General features: G+C 71.0%; 22 protein-coding genes. 10 read left to right on the top strand and 12 right to left on the bottom strand.

What is annotated here, in order from left to right; all coding sequences use genetic code 11:
• Complete coding sequence (locus ACH34S_RS36925; protein ID WP_395957544.1) at positions 1-195, top strand: hypothetical protein; 195 nt, start codon at positions 1-3, stop codon at positions 193-195.
• Here ACH34S_RS36925 and ACH34S_RS36920 read toward each other — a convergent pair.
• Together ACH34S_RS36920 and ACH34S_RS36915 are read right to left on the bottom strand one after the other, a co-directional pair.
• Entirely contained in the window at positions 192-686 is a 495-nt protein-coding gene (locus ACH34S_RS36920; RefSeq protein WP_395957543.1) for a GNAT family N-acetyltransferase, read from the bottom strand. The genes ACH34S_RS36925 and ACH34S_RS36920 overlap by 4 nt on opposite strands.
• A 46-nt stretch (positions 687-732) precedes the next feature.
• On the bottom strand, positions 733-1,497 hold the full coding sequence (locus ACH34S_RS36915; protein ID WP_395957542.1) for a hypothetical protein: 765 nt from the start codon (positions 1,495-1,497) through the stop codon (positions 733-735).
• 216 nt (positions 1,498-1,713) lie between these two features.
• Between ACH34S_RS36915 and bioD the strand changes: the two genes are divergently transcribed.
• The gene (gene bioD / locus ACH34S_RS36910) at positions 1,714-2,439 is read left to right on the top strand and encodes a dethiobiotin synthase (RefSeq protein ID WP_395957541.1); all 726 of its coding nucleotides are present in this window, start codon (positions 1,714-1,716) and stop codon (positions 2,437-2,439) included.
• Positions 2,440-2,442: 3 nt separating this feature from the next.
• The gene (gene bioB / locus ACH34S_RS36905; RefSeq protein ID WP_395957540.1) at positions 2,443-3,438 is read left to right on the top strand and encodes a biotin synthase BioB; all 996 of its coding nucleotides are present in this window, start codon (positions 2,443-2,445) and stop codon (positions 3,436-3,438) included.
• Between the two features lie 7 nt (positions 3,439-3,445).
• Here the strand turns inward: bioB and ACH34S_RS36900 are convergent, their stop codons facing one another.
• The 3 genes from ACH34S_RS36900 to ACH34S_RS36890 all read right to left on the bottom strand — a co-directional run bounded on the left by ACH34S_RS36900 (position 3,446) and on the right by ACH34S_RS36890 (position 6,240).
• Positions 3,446-4,102: a Uma2 family endonuclease gene (locus tag ACH34S_RS36900; RefSeq protein WP_395957539.1), complete on the bottom strand. Its 657-nt coding sequence runs from the start codon at positions 4,100-4,102 to the stop codon at positions 3,446-3,448.
• A gap of 118 nt (positions 4,103-4,220) precedes the next feature.
• A complete protein-coding gene (locus ACH34S_RS36895) occupies positions 4,221-5,021 on the bottom strand; it encodes a GntR family transcriptional regulator (protein ID WP_395957538.1) in 801 nt (266 codons plus the stop codon).
• Positions 5,022-5,058: 37 nt separating this feature from the next.
• A complete protein-coding gene (locus tag ACH34S_RS36890) occupies positions 5,059-6,240 on the bottom strand; it encodes an 8-amino-7-oxononanoate synthase (RefSeq protein WP_395957537.1) in 1,182 nt (393 codons plus the stop codon).
• A gap of 67 nt (positions 6,241-6,307) precedes the next feature.
• Between ACH34S_RS36890 and ACH34S_RS36885 the strand changes: the two genes are divergently transcribed.
• Positions 6,308-7,972 carry a histidine kinase N-terminal domain-containing protein gene (locus ACH34S_RS36885; RefSeq protein WP_395957536.1) on the top strand — a complete coding sequence of 555 codons (1,665 nt, stop codon included), beginning with the start codon at positions 6,308-6,310 and terminating at the stop codon, positions 7,970-7,972.
• Between the two features lie 13 nt (positions 7,973-7,985).
• On the opposite strand, the gene ACH34S_RS36880 is transcribed toward ACH34S_RS36885, so the two are convergent.
• Entirely contained in the window at positions 7,986-8,240 is a 255-nt protein-coding gene (locus tag ACH34S_RS36880; protein WP_131963414.1) for a WhiB family transcriptional regulator, read from the bottom strand.
• Between the two features lie 293 nt (positions 8,241-8,533).
• Positions 8,534-9,475: a diacylglycerol/lipid kinase family protein gene (locus ACH34S_RS36875; RefSeq protein WP_395957535.1), complete on the bottom strand. Its 942-nt coding sequence runs from the start codon at positions 9,473-9,475 to the stop codon at positions 8,534-8,536.
• Between the two features lie 121 nt (positions 9,476-9,596).
• Here ACH34S_RS36875 and ACH34S_RS36870 point away from each other — a divergent pair, with 121 nt between their 5' ends.
• A complete protein-coding gene (locus ACH34S_RS36870; protein ID WP_395957534.1) occupies positions 9,597-10,118 on the top strand; it encodes a hypothetical protein in 522 nt (173 codons plus the stop codon).
• Between the two features lie 57 nt (positions 10,119-10,175).
• On the opposite strand, the gene ACH34S_RS36865 is transcribed toward ACH34S_RS36870, so the two are convergent.
• Entirely contained in the window at positions 10,176-10,934 is a 759-nt protein-coding gene (locus ACH34S_RS36865; protein WP_026401215.1) for an RNA polymerase sigma factor SigF, read from the bottom strand.
• A gap of 50 nt (positions 10,935-10,984) precedes the next feature.
• Positions 10,985-11,413 carry an anti-sigma factor gene (locus ACH34S_RS36860; RefSeq protein ID WP_395957533.1) on the bottom strand — a complete coding sequence of 143 codons (429 nt, stop codon included), beginning with the start codon at positions 11,411-11,413 and terminating at the stop codon, positions 10,985-10,987.
• A gap of 169 nt (positions 11,414-11,582) precedes the next feature.
• Between ACH34S_RS36860 and ACH34S_RS36855 the strand changes: the two genes are divergently transcribed.
• Complete coding sequence (locus ACH34S_RS36855) at positions 11,583-12,095, top strand: GNAT family N-acetyltransferase (protein ID WP_395957532.1); 513 nt, start codon at positions 11,583-11,585, stop codon at positions 12,093-12,095.
• Here ACH34S_RS36855 and ACH34S_RS36850 read toward each other — a convergent pair.
• Entirely contained in the window at positions 12,050-12,376 is a 327-nt protein-coding gene (locus tag ACH34S_RS36850; RefSeq protein ID WP_395957531.1) for a hypothetical protein, read from the bottom strand. The two genes, ACH34S_RS36855 and ACH34S_RS36850, sit on opposite strands and share 46 nt — an antisense overlap.
• 179 nt (positions 12,377-12,555) lie before the next feature.
• Positions 12,556-12,957 carry a superoxide dismutase, Ni gene (sodN, locus tag ACH34S_RS36845; protein ID WP_395957632.1) on the bottom strand — a complete coding sequence of 134 codons (402 nt, stop codon included), beginning with the start codon at positions 12,955-12,957 and terminating at the stop codon, positions 12,556-12,558.
• Between the two features lie 190 nt (positions 12,958-13,147).
• Between sodN and sodX the strand changes: the two genes are divergently transcribed.
• Complete coding sequence (gene sodX, locus ACH34S_RS36840) at positions 13,148-13,561, top strand: nickel-type superoxide dismutase maturation protease (protein ID WP_395957530.1); 414 nt, start codon at positions 13,148-13,150, stop codon at positions 13,559-13,561.
• Positions 13,562-13,564: 3 nt separating this feature from the next.
• Here the strand turns inward: sodX and ACH34S_RS36835 are convergent, their stop codons facing one another.
• Positions 13,565-14,671: an NADP-dependent malic enzyme gene (locus tag ACH34S_RS36835; RefSeq protein ID WP_395957529.1), complete on the bottom strand. Its 1,107-nt coding sequence runs from the start codon at positions 14,669-14,671 to the stop codon at positions 13,565-13,567.
• 486 nt (positions 14,672-15,157) lie between these two features.
• On the opposite strand from ACH34S_RS36835, the gene ACH34S_RS36830 reads away from it, so the two are divergent.
• The 3 genes from ACH34S_RS36830 to ACH34S_RS36820 are packed head-to-tail and all read left to right on the top strand — an operon-like array spanning position 15,158 to position 17,787.
• The gene (locus ACH34S_RS36830) at positions 15,158-16,021 is read left to right on the top strand and encodes an ABC transporter substrate-binding protein (RefSeq protein ID WP_395957528.1); all 864 of its coding nucleotides are present in this window, start codon (positions 15,158-15,160) and stop codon (positions 16,019-16,021) included.
• Between the two features lie 3 nt (positions 16,022-16,024).
• Positions 16,025-16,996 (top strand): amino acid ABC transporter permease, encoded by a 972-nt coding sequence (locus tag ACH34S_RS36825; protein WP_395957527.1) that lies wholly within the window; start codon positions 16,025-16,027, stop codon positions 16,994-16,996.
• Positions 16,993-17,787 (top strand): amino acid ABC transporter ATP-binding protein, encoded by a 795-nt coding sequence (locus tag ACH34S_RS36820; protein WP_395957526.1) that lies wholly within the window; start codon positions 16,993-16,995, stop codon positions 17,785-17,787. Before ACH34S_RS36825 ends, ACH34S_RS36820 begins: the two co-directional genes overlap by 4 nt.
• Positions 17,788-17,818 lie beyond the last annotated feature (31 nt).

The following is a 17,818-nucleotide window of genomic DNA, read 5'->3' as shown; positions in this document are numbered from 1 at the left end:
GTGGACACCTACTGCGACCGCTGCGGCGAGCCCGCCACCGCCGGCGACCACGCCGCCTGCCGCACCGCCCGCGAGATGGAACCGCCCCGCTACTGCCCGAGCTGCCGCCGCCGCCTGATCGTCCAGGTGACGCCCCTGGGCTGGACGGCCCGCTGCTCGAAACACGGCGCCCTGGACGGCGAACCCGCGTCCTAGAACGCGAGCGCGTACGTGATGAGATCCACGCCGGGCGCGGGCGCCCAATCCCGGTCCGGTGTGCGGACGAACCCCATCCGCTCGTAGAGCCGATGCGCGGTGTCCATGTTCCGCTGCGTCGACAGCCGCAACCCGCTGAGCCCCGCCGCGCGGGCGCGCTCCACGCACGCCAGCACCATGGCGCGCCCGGCCCCCTTGCCGCGCGCCTTCTCCCGGACGGCGAGCATCCGGAACTCCGCCTCGTCCGGCCCGGCCAGCTCGGCGTACGGGCTGCCCGGCGGGCAGTACGCCACGGCCCCGCCGAGCTCGCCGCCGACCTCCGCGACGAGCAGCTCCGACTTCGCGGCGCGTCCGGCGGCGTCCCGGAGCGTGCTCACATACGGCGACGCGGCCGACACCAGCCCGCCGGCGACGTACACCTCGACCGTCAGTTCCCCGATCAGCTCGTACTCGTCCGCCCGTGCCCCGCGAACAACCACCGCATCATCCACCTGATCAGGCTATCCGCCGCCAAAGGGCGACGAATCCGGCGGCCGGTCAGGTGATGTCGGTGCAGGTGGACTCGGCGGGCAGGAGGGGGCGCAGGCGCACGGAGTACGTCTTGCCCTCGCTGCGCCAGGTCACGTCGGGCTTGGCGGCCGGGACCCTCTTGGACGGCGCCACCGTGCAGATGCCGCCCGCCGCCCGCGTGCCGTCGCCGAGCGGCCCGAGCGGCCAGTCCTTGACGGTGCCGCCCCCGCTCGTCTCGCCCGCCAGAACCGCCGTCTTCGCCGGCTCGTACGGGCGGGCCGGGGCGGCCTGGTCGGACGCCGCCCAGCCCTTGGGGTCGAGGCGCTTGAGGAACGCGGCCTCCGGGCCGCGCTGGGACTCCGGCTGGACGACCCGGGTCGTCGCGCCGCCCATGGTGAACACGATGGTGATCGCGTCCATGATCTGCTGGTCGGAGCCGACCTTGTGGGTGCGGCCGAGGCCCGCCTTGCGCGCCTCGTTCTGGAGCCGCTGGACCGCCTCCGGCTTGAGGCGGTACTCGGTCAGCTCGCCCTGCGGCCCGGCGGACGCGACGATCGCGCGTCCCGTGGAGTAGAGCGAGAAGTCAGGGAGGCTGCCCGGGCCGCCGAGGCCCGCGATGCCGCCCGTCGTGCGCCAGCGCAGGACGAGCCTTTCGCCGCCGGGGGAGTCACCGTCGGAGGGCGTGGTGGGTGATGCCGATTTGGAGGCGGGGGACGACGGCGACGGCGAGGCCGTCTCGGAGCCGCCGCAGGAGGTCAGCGCCGCGCAGACCGCGACGGTGAGCGCCGACACCCGGCGGGAGCGTGTGTAGGGACCGGCCATGACCCTTGGACGCCCCCGCCGCCCGATCCGGTTCCACCGCCGACAAAGTCATGCCGCCGAAGACTGAACATTTTTCGTCCGGCCTGTTCGCGGCGACTGGACCATGCGCGCCGCCCGAGGAGGAAAGTGTTCACTGTGGGGTCCGGCGGGCGTCCGGCCCGCGGGCCCGCGCTAGGGTGCCGCTTTGTGAGTGTTGTCGTGGTCACCGGGACGTGCACGGGAGTGGGGAAGACCGTGGTCACCGCGGCGCTGGCCGCCGTCGCCGCCGCGCGCGGCGCGTCCGTCGCCGTCGTCAAGCCGGGCCAGACCGGCGTCCGCGACGGGGAGCCCGGCGACCTGGACGAGGTGCGGCGGCTCGCCGGCCTCGACGACGTGCACGAGTTCGCCCGGTTCCCCGACCCGCTGTCGCCCGCCGCCGCGGCCCGGCGCGCGGGCGTCCCACCCGTCCACCTGGCGGACGCGGCCGACCGCATCCGGAACCTGTCCAGCACCCGCCGCCTCGTGCTGGTCGAGGGCGCGGGCGGCCTCCTGGTCCGCTACGACGACGAAGGCGCCACGATCGCCGACCTGGCGCACCGCCTCGACGCCGCCGTGCTCGTCGTCGCCCGCCCCGACCTCGGCACGCTCAACCACACCGCGCTGACGCTGGAGGCGATGGCGCACCGCGGCGTGCAGCTCGCGGGCGTCGTCATCGGCGCCTGGCCCGGCGACCCGGACCTCGCCATGCGCAGCAACATCCGCGACCTGGAGACGATCGCGGCCCGGCCGCTCTCCGGCGTCCTGCCCGCCGGGGCCGGCGCGCTGGACCCGGCGGAGTTCCTGCTGGCCGCGCACCGCGGCCTGGCCCCCTCGTTCGGCGGCGCGTTCGACGCCGCCGCGTTCCGCGACACCTACGGCCTCGACAAGGAGTAACACGTGACCGACATCCTCGAAGTCGCCCGCCGCCAGGTCCTGGACGAGGGGAAGGGCCTCACCGCCGACCAGGTCCTGCAGTGCCTGACCCTCCCCGACGACCGGCTGGACGACCTGCTCGCCCTCGCCCACGAGGTGCGGGTGCGGTGGTGCGGCCCGGAGGTCGAGGTCGAGGGCATCGTGTCGCTGAAGACGGGCGGCTGCCCCGAGGACTGCCATTTCTGCTCCCAGTCCGGCAAGTTCGAGTCGCCGGTCCGCTCGGTGTGGCTGAACATCCCCGAGCTGGTCGAGGCCGCGAAGGAGACCGCGAAGACCGGCGCGACGGAGTTCTGCATCGTCGCCGCCGTCCGCGGCCCGGACGAGCGCCTGATGTCGCAGGTCCGCGACGGCATCAAGGCGATCAACGACGCCGTCGAGATCAACATCGCCTGCTCGCTGGGCATGCTCACCCAAGAGCAGGTCGACGAGCTGGCCGCGATGGGCGTCCACCGCTACAACCACAACCTGGAGACGGCCCGCTCCCACTTCTCGACCGTGGTCACCACCCACACGTGGGAGGAGCGCTGGGACACCCTCCGCATGGTGAAGGACGCCGGAATGGAGGTGTGCTGCGGCGGCATCGTCGGCATGGGCGAAACGATCGAGCAGCGCGCCGAGTTCGCCGGCCAGCTGTCCGACCTGGACCCCGACGAGGTCCCCCTGAACTTCCTCGCGCCCCGCCCCGGCACCCCGTTCGCCGACTTCCCGCTGGTCGAGGGCACGGAGGCGCTGAAGACCATCGCCGCGTTCCGCCTGGCCCTGCCCCGCACCATCCTCCGCTACGCGGGAGGCCGCGAACTCACCCTCGGCGACCTGGGCACCCGCGAGGGAATGCTGGGCGGCATCAACGCCATAATCGTCGGCAACTACCTGACGACCCTGGGCCGCCCCGCCCAAAAGGACCTGGAACTCCTGACAGACCTCCAAATGCCCATCAAGGCCCTGAGCCAGACCCTCTAGCCCGAGGTCAGTTGTCCCAGGACCTCCACTCGGTGGTCTGGATCTCGATGTCGAACGGGTCGGGGAGGTGGATCGGCTCGCCGAAGTCCCAGGATTCTTGGTGCAGGTAGGCTCCCAAGGTTTGGTCTGGGATGGAGTACAGGATGGAACGCGCGACCTTGGGCGAGCGGTCGACCAGCAGGTAGTAGGGGATCTCGGCCCCGGCGTAGCCGTTCCACTTGTTCTTGCGGCGCGTCCGTCCGGAGGGCTGCTGGTCGTTCTTGGCGTTACTGGACGAGGTGACCTCCACGACCAGTTCGACCTGGTCGGGCACCACCGTCCGCACTCCGGCGCGCCGGGCGGCCAGATAAACCTCCTCGTCTATGACCATGAGGTCCGGGACATAACCGTCTCCCACGCCGACGAGTGACATCCCGGTGCCCTGGTCGGTCTTCCAGGGGTAGCCGGACTCCAGCACGTGGGCTCGAACGAGCTGGTAGTTGATGTCGCCGGCGATGGCGTTGTGAGGCAGCCCGGGCGGCGGGGACACGACGACCTTCCCTCCGATGATCTCGACTCGGGATCCTTCGGGGGCGTCGACGTAGTCGTCGAGTTCGCCACGTACCCAGAGGTTGTAGGGCGTGTCGGGCAACAACGACACTTCTTCGTCGGATAGGACTTTCACGCCTTGTGACTCCTCCCTCACGATCTGCTCCCGGTCATCGTAGAGAAGGTTCGTACCCAGCGTAGCCAGATCGTTCGAACTGGTGGTCGAAGAGTCTACGGAAAAAAGTCCGCGCAGGTCAGCGGCGGAGGCGGGTTATGAATTTGTAGCGGTCGCCTCGGTACAACGACTGGGCCCATTCGACCGGCTGGCCGGTGGTGTCGAAGGCGTGGCGGGAGAGGAGGAGCATGGGGAGGCCTACGTCCACGCCCAGGAGCTGTGCGTCGTGCGGGGTGGCGAGGACGGTCTCGATCGTCTCCTCGGCCTCGGTCAGGTGGACGTCGTAGGCGGTGGCCAGCGTCTCGTACAGGGAACGGTGGCGGGGGAGTTCGCGGCGCAGGCCGGGGAAGCGGCGGGCGGGGAGGTGCGAGGTGTCGATGGACATCGGCTCGCCGTCGGCGAGGCGGAGCCGGTGGACGCGCAGGACGCGGCCGCCCGGGCGGATGCACAGGAGGGTGGCGAGACGTTCGTCGGCGCTGACGTAGCCCGCCTCCAGGATGCGGGTCTCGGGGCGCAGGCCGTGGTGCCGCATGTCCTCTGTGTAGCTGACGAGCTGGAGCTCCTGGGAGACCTTCGGCTTGGCGACGAACGTGCCCTTGCCCTGGATGCGCTGGAGGCGTCCCTCGACGACGAGTTCGGCGAGGGCCTGGCGGACGGTGGTGCGGGACGTCTCGTACTTCTCGGCGAGGGTCCGCTCAGGGGGCAGCGGGCTGCCGGGGGGCAGGGACTGGATCAGCTCGACGAGGAGTTCCTTGAGCTTGTAGTACTTGGGGATGCGGGGCGCCTGGTTCGGGTGGCGTTTGCCGAGGTCGCCCAGTGAGGCCCGGTCGTAGCCGTCGAATCCGCCCCCGTGCCGCGGCCCGCCCCTGACCTCCGTCACGGCATCTCCTCACGTTCATCACCGGTTCTCCCCGATGTTATGTGTGAAGACTACGGCCGGTAGAACAGGCGATCTTCGCCAGGGCCTCTCCCAGGTGGGCGAGGTCCGGCTCGTTCAGCGTGGCCCGCGCGGTGAGGCGCAGGCAGGCCCGGCCCTTGGGGACGGACGGCGGCCGGAAGCACCCCACGCGGAGCCCGTGCTCGGCGCAGACCTCGGCGGCCCGGACGGCGGCGAGCGGTTCGCCGAGGAACACCGGGACGACGGCGGCGGCCGGGGACGCGGTCTCCAGGCCGGAACCGGCCGCGAGGGCGGAGATGCGGCGGGCGCGGTCGCGGGCGCGTCCGGGCAGGGCGGGGTCGGTTTCCAGGACGTCGAGCGCGGCGAGCGCGGCCCCGGCGGCGGGCGGGTTCAGGCCGGTGTCGAAGATGAACGACCGGCCGGTGTCGATCATGGTGTCGATGACCTCGGGGGCGCCGAGGACCGCGCCGCCCTGGGAGGCGAGGGATTTCGACAGCGTGACGGTGAGGATCACGTCCGGTTCGCCGGCGAGGCCGGCGGCGTGGGCGGCGCCGCGGCCGCGGTCGCCGACGACGCCGAGCGCGTGCGCCTCGTCGATCACCAGCAGCGCGCCGTGCTTGCGGGCTGTGCCGTGCAGGGCCTTCAGGGGCGCCAGGTCTCCGTCCACGGAGAAGACGGCGTCGGTGACGACGATCGCGTGGTCCTCGTCGCGGCCGGACAGGGCCTGCTCGACGGCGGCGACGTCGCGGTGCGGGGCGATCACCACGCGGGAGCGCGACAGGCGGCAGGCGTCCACGATCGAGGCATGGTTGACCTGGTCGGACACGACGAGCGTGCCGGGCCCGGCGAGCGCGGTGACGGCGCCGAGGTTGGCGAGGAAGCCGGAGGAGAAGACGAGCCCGGCGGCGGTGCCGGTGAACGCGGCGAGCCGCCGGTCCAGCTCGGCGTGCAGCTCCGTCGTCCCGGTGACCAGGCGGGACCCGGTGGACCCGGTGCCCCACTCGCGGGCGGCGGCGACGGCACCCGCGACCAGGCGCGGGTCGCCCGCCAGCCCGAGATAGTCGTTGGACGCCAGGTCGACGAGCCCGCCGGAGCCGGGCGGGCGGGGGCGGAGCGTCCGGTGCAGCCCGGCGTCCTCGCGGCGGGCCGCCGCGCTGCGGAGCCTGGCCAGAGGGTCGCGTACCGGGGTCATGCGGTGCATCCTGCCAGGCCGCACGCAGGACGGGGGACCCGCCCGGGCACCAAAGCCCATCGGCGATGATGGTGGCGTGCCTACCTTGACCGATCTCGTCCGCGATCACAGCGATCTCACCGGGGACGACCTGGAGTGGCTGCACGCCCTGGTGTCCGACTGGCAGCTCCTCGCCGACCTGTCGTTCGCCGACCTGCTGCTCTGGGTGCCGCTCCGGTCGGCGGACGCGCTGCCCGCCGACCGCGGCCGCCGCGTCCTGCCGGACCCCGGCGCCGCCGTCCCGGGCTGGATGGCGATCGCGCAGATGCGGCCGACGACCGGGCCGACCGCCTACCCGGAAGACCTCGTCGGCAAGGTCGTCCGGACGGGACGGCGCGGGCTGATCGACGTGGCGTGGCGGGAGCGGCGGATCGTCCGGGAGGGCGACCCGGAGTGGGGCAGCGGCATCCCCGTCCGGGAGGAGTCGATCCCGGTGCGGCGCGGCCCGAAGGTGCTGGGCGTGATCCAGCGGAGCACGAACCTCAGCTCGGCCCGCACGCCGAGCCGCCTGGAGCTGACCTACCTGCAGAGCGCCAGCGACCTCGCGACGATGATCTGCGAGGGAACGTTCCCGGCGCCGGGCGAGGAGCCGAACATGGTCCGCTCGCCGCGCGTCGGCGACGGGCTGATGCGGCTGGACCGCACCGGCCGGGTCACCTACGCCAGCCCGAACGCGCAGTCGGCGTACCGGCGGCTCGGCTACCCGGCCGACCTGGTCGGCGAGTCGCTCGGGCAGATCACCGCCGACCTGTGCGACACGGGGGAGCCGATGGAGGAGGCGCTGAGCGTCGTCCTGTCCGGCCGGGCGCCCCGCGAGGTCGAGGTGGAGTCACACGGGTCGATCATGCAGCTGCGGACGATCCCGCTGGTCGTCACCGGGGAGCGGATCGCCGCGATCGTGCTGTGCCGGGACGTCACCGAGCTGCGCTGGCGCGACCGGGAGCTGCTGACCAAGGACGCCACCATCCGGGAGATCCACCACCGGGTGAAGAACAACCTGCAGACGGTCGCGGCGCTGCTGCGGCTCCAGGCGCGGCGGCTGCAGATCCCGGAGGGGCGGGCGGCGCTGGACGAGGCCGTCCGCCGCGTCGGGTCGATCGCGATCGTCCACGAGACGCTGTCGCACACCCCCGACGAGCTGATCGACTTCGACGACATCGCCGACCGGGTGATCACGATGGCGGGGGAGGTGTCGACGCCGGAGACCAAGGTCACGCCGAAGCGGACCGGGAGTTTCGGTGTCCTGCCCGCCGAGGTCGCCACGCCGCTGGCGATGGCGCTCACCGAGCTGCTCCAGAACGCCCTGGAGCACGGCCTGACGAACCGCTTCGGGACGCTTGAGGTCGTCGCGCACCGCTACGGCGACGGCGATGTGCCCCGCGATCCGGGCGGCGTCTCGGTCTGGGGTGACTGGCCGGGCGCGGACGAGCACGAGCCGCGCGCCGCCGCCGCCGTCCGGAGGGAAGGTGCGGGCCGCCGTCTCGTCACGGTCGTCGCCGACGACGGGATCGGCCTCCCCGCGGACTTCGACGTGGAGAGCAGCAACAGCCTGGGGCTCCAGATCGTCCGGACGCTGATCGTCGGGGAACTGGGCGGCCACCTGGACTTCCGCCCCCGTGAGGGTGGCGGCACCGAGGTCGTCGTCGACATCCCCCTGGGCGAGGCGCAATCCTCACGCCGTCAGCCGCCCCAAGCCAAGTGAGGCTGAGGTCCGGCTACAGACCGGCGCGGGCGCGGGCGCGGGAGGCGCGGCGCTTCAGGGCGCGGCGCTCGTCCTCGCCCATGCCGCCCCATACGCCCGAGTCCTGGCCGGACTCCAGCGCCCAGCGCAGGCAGGCGTCGGTGACGTCGCAGCGGCGGCACACCTGCTTGGCCTCCTCGATCTGCAGGATCGCGGGCCCGGTGTTGCCGATCGGGAAGAAAAGCTCGGGGTCCACGTCACGGCAGGCTGCGCGGTGGCGCCAGTCCATGCGGTCCACTCCTTCGTCAGGTGGTGGAGATGCTCCACTCTTGTGAACGGTTTCACATGTCGCGAACACCCGGGTGGCTGTGGCCATCTCCAGGGGTGAATGTTCGGCGGCGCCGCGAGACGGGGACCAGCGTCGTCGGGGTCCCTATGTCGGCAAGCGCACTTTGAGGTTGTCAGGGGGGCGCGGGCAGACGCAAGACCTTTGAGAAAGGATTCTCAAAGTATGGATGTCGCATGTGTCACATCCGTGGGACGGGCGTGTTACTTGGCTCTCACCTGGCCGCCCCAACAGCCTCAAATGACGATGCGTATTGCCTTCGGAACCGATCGGAACGTCACGCTGTGCTGTTCGCCGAGGTAGTCGCCGTCCAGCTGAAAGGCCATGGGCCGCTCCGCGCGCAATGTGACCTCCGCCGCATCGTGCACGTTCACCACGTGCCGGCCCTGCACCGGACGGCCACGCGCGGTGAGCATCTGCGCCACCGCCCCGAGCGTCGGGCCGACGTCCAGCGAACGCACGCCGAACACGTCCAGGCCGCGCGAGAAGTTCGCCTTAGGACTCGGATTCACCGCGAGCCGGCCCATGAAAGTCCAGGGCGAAGTATTGGAGATGAACGCGAGGAACAGTCCAGATTTCGGCGGGCGTCCGGGCTGTTCCAAAGTGAGCGCCGGATGCCGCCTGTCGGTGCCGGAGAAGAAATGCCGGAGCGCCGTCTGGACGTACAGCGAGTTGTAGGCGGTGGCCCCGGCGGCGCGCCTGCGCTCGACCTCCCGGACGACCTCGGCGTCCAGCCCGACGCCCGCGCAGAACGTGAAGTAGCGCTCCGGGCCGCCGTCGTGGGAGGCCGTGCCGAGCCCGATCGTGCGGCGCCGCCCGGCGCGCAGCGCGTCCAGGACCGCCTTCGTCGCGCCGATCGGGTCGCCGGGCAGGCCGAGCGTGCGGGCGAACACGTTGGTGCTGCCGGACGGCAGCACCGCCAGCGAGGGCAGGGCGGAGGACGGGCCATGGGCCAGCAACCCGTTGACGGCCTCGTTCACCGTCCCGTCGCCGCCGAGCGTGATCACGACGTCGTAGCCGTCCACGGCCGCCTGCCGGGACAGCTCGGCGGCGTGGCCGCGATGGCCGGTCTCGGCGAGGACCAGGTCGAGATCGCCGGTGAAGGCCCGCATCAGGATGTCGCGGGCCCGCCGGGAGGTCGAGGTCGCCTTGGGATTGGCGATGAGCATGGCGCGCACGGCGTCAGGGTATCGATCGTTCCGGATGCGTTCGCCCGTTGTTACCCCCGCCCTGCCGCCAGGCCTTGGGGAAACCGCCCTCGGACCTGATCGCCGGGCGGGGCGAGTAGGGTTTTCGATTGTGTCCAAGCGTCCCATCACCGTGCAGGCCGCCGCCGCCCTCGAGGCCGTGGAGGGCGTCGCCGCCGTCGGTTTCGGCGTGTACACCGGCGTGGAGACCGCCACCGGCGGCGCCGTCGACCCGGCCAGCGCGATCGGGGTCACCGTCCTCGCGCTCGCGGGCGGCCTCGGCATGCTCGCGTGCGCGCGGGGGGTGTGGCGCGCCGACCAGTGGAGCCGCGCCCCCGCGGTGCTGACGCAGCTGTTCGCGCTGCCGGTGGCGTGGTCGCTGTGGCAGAGCGACCGCCCGGCGATCGCGATCCCGATGGCGGCCGTCGCCGTCCTCGCGCTCGTCACCGTGCTCAGCCCGCCGAGCACGGCCTGGCTGATCACCGATCACGATGAGGACGAGGACGACGACGTGCGCGAGGACGGCGACAAGGGCGTCCGGGAAGAGGCCGCGCCCGTGCAGAGCCCTGGTGAACCGCGGTCTCTGGGGCAGCGCCTCAAAGAGCGCCTGAAGGAACAGCCCACCAAGAAGTGACCGTCCTCCAGCCCCCACCCACCGCCATTCAACGGACGAGCTCCGCTCGACGCCTGGTTACTCGTCGGCGGTGAGGCCCTCGCGGAGCTGGGCGAGGGTGCGGGCGAGCAGCCGGGACACGTGCATCTGGGAGATGCCGAGCTCGGCCGCGATCTGCGACTGGGTCATGTTGCCGAAGAACCGCAGCAGAAGGATCTTCTTCTCGCGGGCGGGGAGCTTCTCCAGCAGCGGCTTGAGGGACTCGCGGTACTCGACGCCCTCAAGCGACTCGTCGACCATGCCGAGGGAGTCGGCCACGGCGGGCGCGTCCTCGTCACCGGAGTCGGGCGCGTCGAGGGAGACGGTGGAGTAGGCGTTGGCGGACTCCAGGCCCTCCAGCACCTCCTCCTCGCTCATCTGCAGGTGCGCGGCCAGCTCGCTGACGGTCGGCGCGCGGCCCTCCCGCTGGGCGAGGTCGCTGATCGCCTTGGTCAGCGACAGCTTCAGCTCCTGCAGCCGGCGCGGGACGCGCACCGCCCAGCCCTTGTCGCGGAAGTGCCGCTTGATCTCGCCGACGATGGTGGGCGTGGCGTAGGTGGAGAACTCCACGCCGCGCTCCAGGTCGAACCGGTCGATCGACTTGATCAGCCCGATCGTGGCGACCTGGATCAGGTCGTCCAGCCATTCGCCGCGGTTGCGGAAGCGGCGGGCGAGGTACTCCACGAGCGGCAGGTGCAGCTCCACCAGCTGGTCGCGGATGCGCTGGCGCTCGGGGTCGCCCTCGGGAAGCTCGGCGAGGCGCTCGAACAGCGCACGGGCGCGGGCGCGGTCCGGCACCGCGCTCTCGGACCGCTCGTTGCTCGCGCCGGCGATCGTCGTCTTCTCTGTCACGGGGCCCCCGCCGCGCCGCGGCGCTTCTGCAGCGTCACGGTCACCCGGTCGTCGGCGCCCACCTGGGCGTCCACCTCACCCGCCAGCGACGACAGGACGGTCCAGGCGAAGGTGTCGCGGCTCGGCACCTCGCCGTCCACGGTGAGCACGGAGACGGAGATGCGCATGGCCTCGCCGGTCAGCTCGAACTCGCACACCAGGTCCGTCCCCGGCAGGGCCTGGGCGAGCAGCATCGCGCACGCCTCGTCGACGGCGATGCGCAAATCTTCTATCTCGTCCAGCGTGAAGTCGAGCCTGGCCGCGAGGCCGGCGGTCGCCGTCCGCAGGACGGACAGGTAGGCGCTCGCGGCGGGCAACTTGACCGTCACCACGTCGCGGACGGACAACTTCGTACTGGTCGGCATTGCAGCGGTTTCCTCGGTCACGTCACTCCCTCGCAGGATGGTCCCGCTGCTTCCGAAACTACCGCCTGCGAGCCCCTGTGCGAGACTTCGCCGCGCGTGGCTTTCTCACCAATGTCCGCGACGACGTGAGGGGACGCGAACCAAACCTCCCGGGAGGGAGGCGTGCGTCACGTCCGGATAGCCTGCACGGGTGATCCGATTCGCGACACCCAACGACGTTCCCGACATTTTGCGGCTGATCCGCGAGCTCGCCGAGTACGAGCGCGCCCTGCACGAGGTGAAGGCCACCGAGGAGCAGATCCGCGAGAGCCTCTTCGGCCCGGACCCGAAGGTGTACGCCCACGTGGCCGAGCACGAGGGCCGCGTCATCGGGTTCTCGATGTGGTTCCTCACCTACTCGACGTGGAACGGGACGCACGGGATCTACCTGGAGGACCTGTTCGTCGACCCCGCCGTCCGCGGGCACGGCCACGGCAAGGCCCTCCTCACCGAACTGGCCAGGATCGCGGACGAGCGCGGCTACGGCCGGGTCGAGTGGTCCGTCCTCAACTGGAACAAGCCCGCCATCGACTTCTACGAGTCGATGGGCGCGCGCCCGCAGGACGAGTGGACGGTCTACCGCCTCACCGGCGACGCCCTCAAGGGGGCCGCCGCGTCCTACCGCCCGCCCCCCGAGCACAGCGGGCACGGCGCCTCCGCGTAGGTCCCCTCCGCCACGACGACACCGGCGCCGAGGCAGTGCGTGCAGAGGCCCGACCCCCGCACCGCCGGATGCTCCCAGACGGGCGGAAGCGGCCCGTGGACACGGGCGTCGTACTCCTCGCCCTCCACCGGCAGGCCCTGGGGGCGCGGCCCGCCGTCCGCGGGCTCATGCTCGCCGCTCACGACCTTCCGGCCGTGGCAGTACATGCACATCAACTGCAGCGGCCCCAGGCGCTGCTCGCCTGTCCCACCGCACTCCGGGCATTCGATCTCGTCGCTCACACGCACCGCCGCGTTCGCAGTCCGCCGCCGGCCCCGCCATGCCGAACTCTTCTTGAGAGAAGAATGACCTGCCCGCGCCCGCCGGGCAACGCCCCACCTCCGCGCAGGCCGCGCCGGGACGTCCCCGGACATGGCTGAAGCCCGGCCCCATCGGGGCCGGGCCTCGGTGTTCTGGCTGGTCAGCCCTGCTTCGTCTCCCAGAAGATCTTGTCGATCTCCGCGATCTTGGCGAGCAGTTGCTCCGCGACGCCGACGTCCATGCTCCCCTTGGTCCCCGTGGCACCGGCGAGCTTGGTCGCCTCGTTGAACAGCTGGTGCAGGTGCGGGTACTTCTCGAAGTGCGGCGGCTTGAAGTAGTCGGTCCAGAGCACCCACAGGTGCTCCTTGACCAGCTGGGAACGCTGCTCCTTGATCAGGATCGCCCGGGCGCGGAACTCCGGGTCCTCGTTGGCCGCGTACTTCTCGGCGATCGCCTTGACCGACTCGGCCTCGATCCGGGCCTGCGCCGGGTCGTAGACGCCGCACGGCAGGTCGCAGTGAGCGGACACCGTTGTCTTCGGGCGCAGAAGCTTGAGCAACACCTGCGATTCCCTTCCCTCGTTGCGGATCATGCTCAGGTCCTCGACATTACTCTTGTGCCCGTGGGCCCGTCCGGCCAGGGCGCTCGGTAATTCGGCCTAGGTCCTGGAGCGATGCCCGGGACCCTTCCCGTTCATGACCGCCGTCCGGCGAACTATGCGGGCGGCCCTGTGCCGGCTTGCAAGGAGGACCATGCGTATCCGCACGCTGTTCTGGGGGCTGGCCGGGGCGGCGGCGCTGGCGCTGACCGGTGCGCGCGGGCGGCTGCGGACCGTCGAGGTCACGGGCGACTCGATGCTGCCGGGGCTGCGGCCGGGGGACTGGCTGCTCGTGCGGACCGGCGTCCGTCCCGAGGCCGGGGACGTCGTCGTGGCCCGCCATCCGGAGCGGCGGGAGCTGCTGATCGTCAAGCGCGCCGATCACCGGGCGCGGGACGGGTGGTGGCTGGAGAGCGACAACCAGGGCGCCCGGGGCCGCCGCGACAGCTGGGACTTCGGCGCCGTTCCCGACGCGCTCATCGTCGGCCGTGTCGTGGCGCGCTACTGGCCGCGACCGGCGATCCTGCGGCCCGCGTCCCGCCAGGGGGACACGGGCCGGCTTGAGTGACCGTCAGATGCGGGCGACGCCCTCGCGGCGGGCCTGGGCGGCCACGGCCTCGGTGACGGCCGGGGCGACGCGGTCGTCGAAGGGGCCGGGGATCACGTAGTCGGGGGTCAGGTCGTCGCCGACGATGCCGGCCAGGGCGTTCGCGGCGGCGAGCTTCATGCCCTCGGTGATGGAGTGCGCGCGGACGTCCAGGGCGCCGCGGAAGATGCCGGGGAAGGCCAGCACGTTGTTGATCTGGTTCGGGTAGTCGCTGCGGCCCGTCGCGACGACCTTCGCGTGCCGGCGGGCGACCTCCGGGTGGACCTCGGGGGTCGGGTTGGAGAGGGCGAAGACGATCGCGTCCTGCGACATCGTGGCGACGCACGACTCGTGGACGGTGCCGCCCGACAGCCCGATGAACACGTCGGCGCCGCGCAGCGCCTCTTCCGTGGAGCCCTTGAGGTGCGAGCGGTTCGTGATCGCGGCGATGCGCTCCTTGACGGGGTTCAGGCCGTCGCGTCCCTCGTAGATGAGGCCCTTGCTGTCGGACAGGGCGATGTCGCCGATGCCGCCCTCGATGAGCATCTTCGAGACCGCGATGCCGGACGCGCCCGCGCCCGCCACCACGGCGCGCAGATCGGAGAGGGGCCGGCCGACGAGCCGGGCCGCGTTGGTCAGGGCGGCGAGCACCACGATCGCGGTGCCGTGCTGGTCGTCGTGGAAGACGGGGATGTCGAGCGCGGCGCGGAGCCGGTCCTCGATCTCGAAGCAGCGGGGGGCGCTGATGTCCTCCAGGTTGATGCCGCCGAAGCTCGGCGCCATCCGGACCACCGTGTCGACGATCTCGTCGACGCCCGTGCAGCTCAGCGCGATCGGCACCGAGTCGACGCCGGCGAACTCCTTGAACAGCAGGGACTTGCCCTCCATGACCGGCATGGACGCGGCCGGGCCGATGTCGCCGAGCCCGAGCACGGCGGTGCCGTCGGTGACCACGGCGACGACCTTGGACGTCCACGTGTAGTCGTAGGCCAGTTCGGGGTGGTCGGCGATCGCGGTGCAGACGCGGGCGACGCCCGGCGTGTAGGCCAGCGACAGGTCGGCGGCGTCGCGGACCGGGATGGTCGAGCGCATCTCCAGTTTCCCGCCGCGATGCAGCGGGAAGGCCGGATCATCGTCCAGGGAAGAAGGTTCGGTGGGAATGGGCTGAGCAGCCACTGCGACCCCTGTCAGTGAAAGTTGGCTTTCTTGGACGCCGCCGCGGTGCTGAAGGTCTGGTGGCCGGTCACCCGGTGGTCATCTCGTGACGTACGGGGGTCACCCGTTGTCCGATTGTGCCATACCCCCTCCCGGATCCCGGTCGAGAGTGGACCGTGGCGATGGTCACGCGGGCGTTGCCGAAGTGTGGCCGTACGGTTGCGTTCCGCGGGGAACGGCGACGTTGAGCTGCCGCCCCGGGGCTCCCTCGTTGCGCGATTGTTTCGCACCCTTTATCCAGATCAGGGAGGTTGTACGCCAAGATGTGCTCCTGACCTACGGATCTACGCGGATCCGACGCAACCATCTGGGAGGGGACCAGTGATCACCGGTTCTCTGCGTCGTCACGGGATCGTGACAGGCGTGCTGGTGCTGACGGGCGCGCTCGCGCTCTCGGCATGCGGCGAGAAGAAAGACGACACGGGTGGGGGCCCCAAGATCACCGCTTCGGGAGGCGCGGACGCCAAGCTGGCGGCGATGGTCCCCGACGCGATCAAGTCGGACGGCAAGATCCTCATCGGCACCGACTCCACCTACGCGCCGAACGAGTTCCTGGACACCGACGGCAAGACCGTCATCGGCTGGGACCGCGAGCTGTTCGACGCCGTGGCGGCCAAGCTCGGTCTCAAGACCGAATGGGTCTCCAGCAAGTTCGACGACATCGTCCCCGGCGTCCAGTCCGGCAAGTACGAGGCGGGCGTGTCCTCCTTCACCATCAACGACGAGCGCAAGAAGGTCGTCACGATGGTGAGCTACTTCAATGCCGGCACCCAGTGGGCGACCAAGAAGGGCAACCCCGGCGGTGTCCAGCCCGACGACGCCTGCGGCAAGAAGATCGCCGTGCAGAAGGCCACCGTCCAGGTCGACGACGTGCAGAAGCGGTCGAAGGAGTGCACGGCCGCCGGTAAGCCCGCGATCACCATCGACCAGTACCAGGGCCAGGACCAGGCGACCGCGGCGATCGTGTCCGGCAAGGACGACGCCGGGCTCGCCGACTCGCCGATCATCGCCTACGCGGTGAAGAAGACCAACGGCCAGCTCGAGCTGCTCGGCGACATCTACGAGGCCGCCCCGTACGGCTTCGTCGTGCAGAAGGAACAGACGCAGCTCGCCGAGGCCATCGCCGGCGCCACCAAGGCCCTCCAGGCGGACGGCACCTACAAGAAGATCCTGGAGAAGTGGAACGTGCAGGCGGGGGCGATCACCGACTCGGCCGTTAACCCGTAACCGATGGCGGATCTCACAAAACAGACGCCGGATCCGGCGCGGCCTGAGGCGATCAAGGCCGTGCCGGTCCGGCACCCCGGCCGCTGGGTGGCGGTTGCGGTCATCGCGGTCCTCACCGCGATGTTCGTCAACATGCTGGTCACGAACAAGCAGTTCCAGTGGTCGTTCCTTGTCGACAACGCGTTCCGGCCCAACATCATCCGCGGTGTCTGGACCACCATCGCGCTGACCGTGCTGGCGATGCTGATCGGTGTCCTGTCCGGGGTCGTCCTCGCCGTGATGCGGCTGTCGGACAACCCCGTCCTCAGCGGCGTCGCCTGGCTCTACACCTGGTTCTTCCGGGCCGTCCCCCGCCTCGTGCTGGCGATCCTGTTCGGCAACATGGGCATCCTGTACGCCAAGTACCACGTCGGCGGGGTCCCGTTCGCCGGGCCGCTCGGCGACCTGATGGGCGTCGACATCGACGGCACCCTGTTCACCCTCGACGCCCGCACCCTGCTGACCGGCTTCATGGCCGGCCTGCTGGCGCTGGCGCTGTCGGAGGCCGCCTACATGGCGGAGATCGTGCGCGCCGGCATCCTGTCGGTCGACCCGGGCCAGGAGGAGGCCGCGGGCGCCCTCGGCATGTCGCGGTTCCAGACCATGCGCCGGATCATCCTGCCGCAGGCGATGCGCGTGATCGTCCCGCCGACCGGCAACGAGACCATCGCGATGCTCAAGGACACCTCGCTGGTGGCCTACGTCCCGGTCAGCAACGAGCTGTTCTTCCAGCTCCAGGCGGTCGGATCGCGGACGTTCAACGTCTTCCCGATGCTGGTCGCGGCCTGCATCTGGTACCTGATCCTGACCAGTTTCCTGCTGGTGGGCCAGTTCTTCATCGAGCGCCACTTCTCCCGCGGGGCGGAAGTCACCAGGGAGAAGAGGGCGGGACTGCGCTTGCTCGGCTTCGGCGGCGGGGGAGGAGGTGCCGCATGAGCGACGTTGGCGGAGAGCCGGCCAGCGGAGGCGGCCTGATGGTGAGGTCGGAGGCGGTGCACAAGTCGTTCGGCCGGCTGGAGGTGCTGAAGGGCATCGACCTGGAGGTCAGGTCGGGCGAGGTGATGTGCGTCGTCGGGCCGTCCGGATCGGGCAAGTCGACGTTCCTGCGCTGCATCAACCACCTGGAGAAGATCGACTCCGGGCGGCTGTGGGTGAACGGCCACCTGGTCGGCTACCGCGAGTCGGGCGGCAAGCTCTACGAGCTCCGCGACCGCGAGGTCGCCGCGCAGCGCCGCGAGATCGGCATGGTGTTCCAGCGGTTCAACCTGTTCCCGCACATGACGGCGCTGGAGAACATCATGGAGGCGCCGGTCCGGGTGAAGCGGCAGCCGAAGGCGGAGGTCCGCGAGCGGGCGCTCGCCCTGCTGGCGCGGGTCGGGCTGGGCGACAAGGCGCAGAGCTACCCGGCGCAGCTGTCCGGCGGGCAGCAGCAGCGGGTCGCGATCGCGCGGGCGCTGGCCATGGAGCCCGCGCTGATGCTGTTCGACGAGCCCACCTCCGCGCTGGACCCGGAGCTGGTCGGCGACGTCCTGGAGGCCATGAAGCAGCTCGCGCTCGACGGCATGACCATGATCGTGGTCACGCACGAGATGGGCTTCGCCCGGGAGGTCGGCGACTCGCTGGTCTTCATGGACGAGGGCGTCGTCGTCGAGAAGGGCGTGCCCCGCGAGGTGCTGGCCGACCCGCAGCACCAGCGCACGAGGGACTTCTTTTCCAAGGTCCTCTGACGCGGTTCCGCAGGCGTAGAACGGCCGTCGA

This window comes from Actinomadura sp. 3N508, from assembly GCF_044326375.1.
Classification (GTDB): Bacteria; Actinomycetota; Actinomycetes; order Streptosporangiales; family Streptosporangiaceae; genus Spirillospora.
This window is presented reverse-complemented; position numbering and strand designations above follow the sequence as displayed.

Excerpts from the sequence above, each read along its gene's own strand:
- ACH34S_RS36890 (WP_395957537.1), bottom strand. The coding sequence starts at position 6,240 with ATGCACCGCATGACCCCGGTACGCGACCCTCTGGCCAGGCTCCGCAGC.
- ACH34S_RS36880 (WP_131963414.1), bottom strand. The coding sequence starts at position 8,240 with ATGGACTGGCGCCACCGCGCAGCCTGCCGTGACGTGGACCCCGAGCTT.
- sodX (WP_395957530.1), top strand. The coding sequence starts at position 13,148 with ATGCGTATCCGCACGCTGTTCTGGGGGCTGGCCGGGGCGGCGGCGCTG.
- ACH34S_RS36835 (WP_395957529.1), bottom strand. The coding sequence starts at position 14,671 with ATGCGCTCGACCATCCCGGTCCGCGACGCCGCCGACCTGTCGCTGGCC.
- ACH34S_RS36825 (WP_395957527.1), top strand. The coding sequence starts at position 16,025 with ATGGCGGATCTCACAAAACAGACGCCGGATCCGGCGCGGCCTGAGGCG.
- ACH34S_RS36820 (WP_395957526.1), top strand. The coding sequence starts at position 16,993 with ATGAGCGACGTTGGCGGAGAGCCGGCCAGCGGAGGCGGCCTGATGGTG.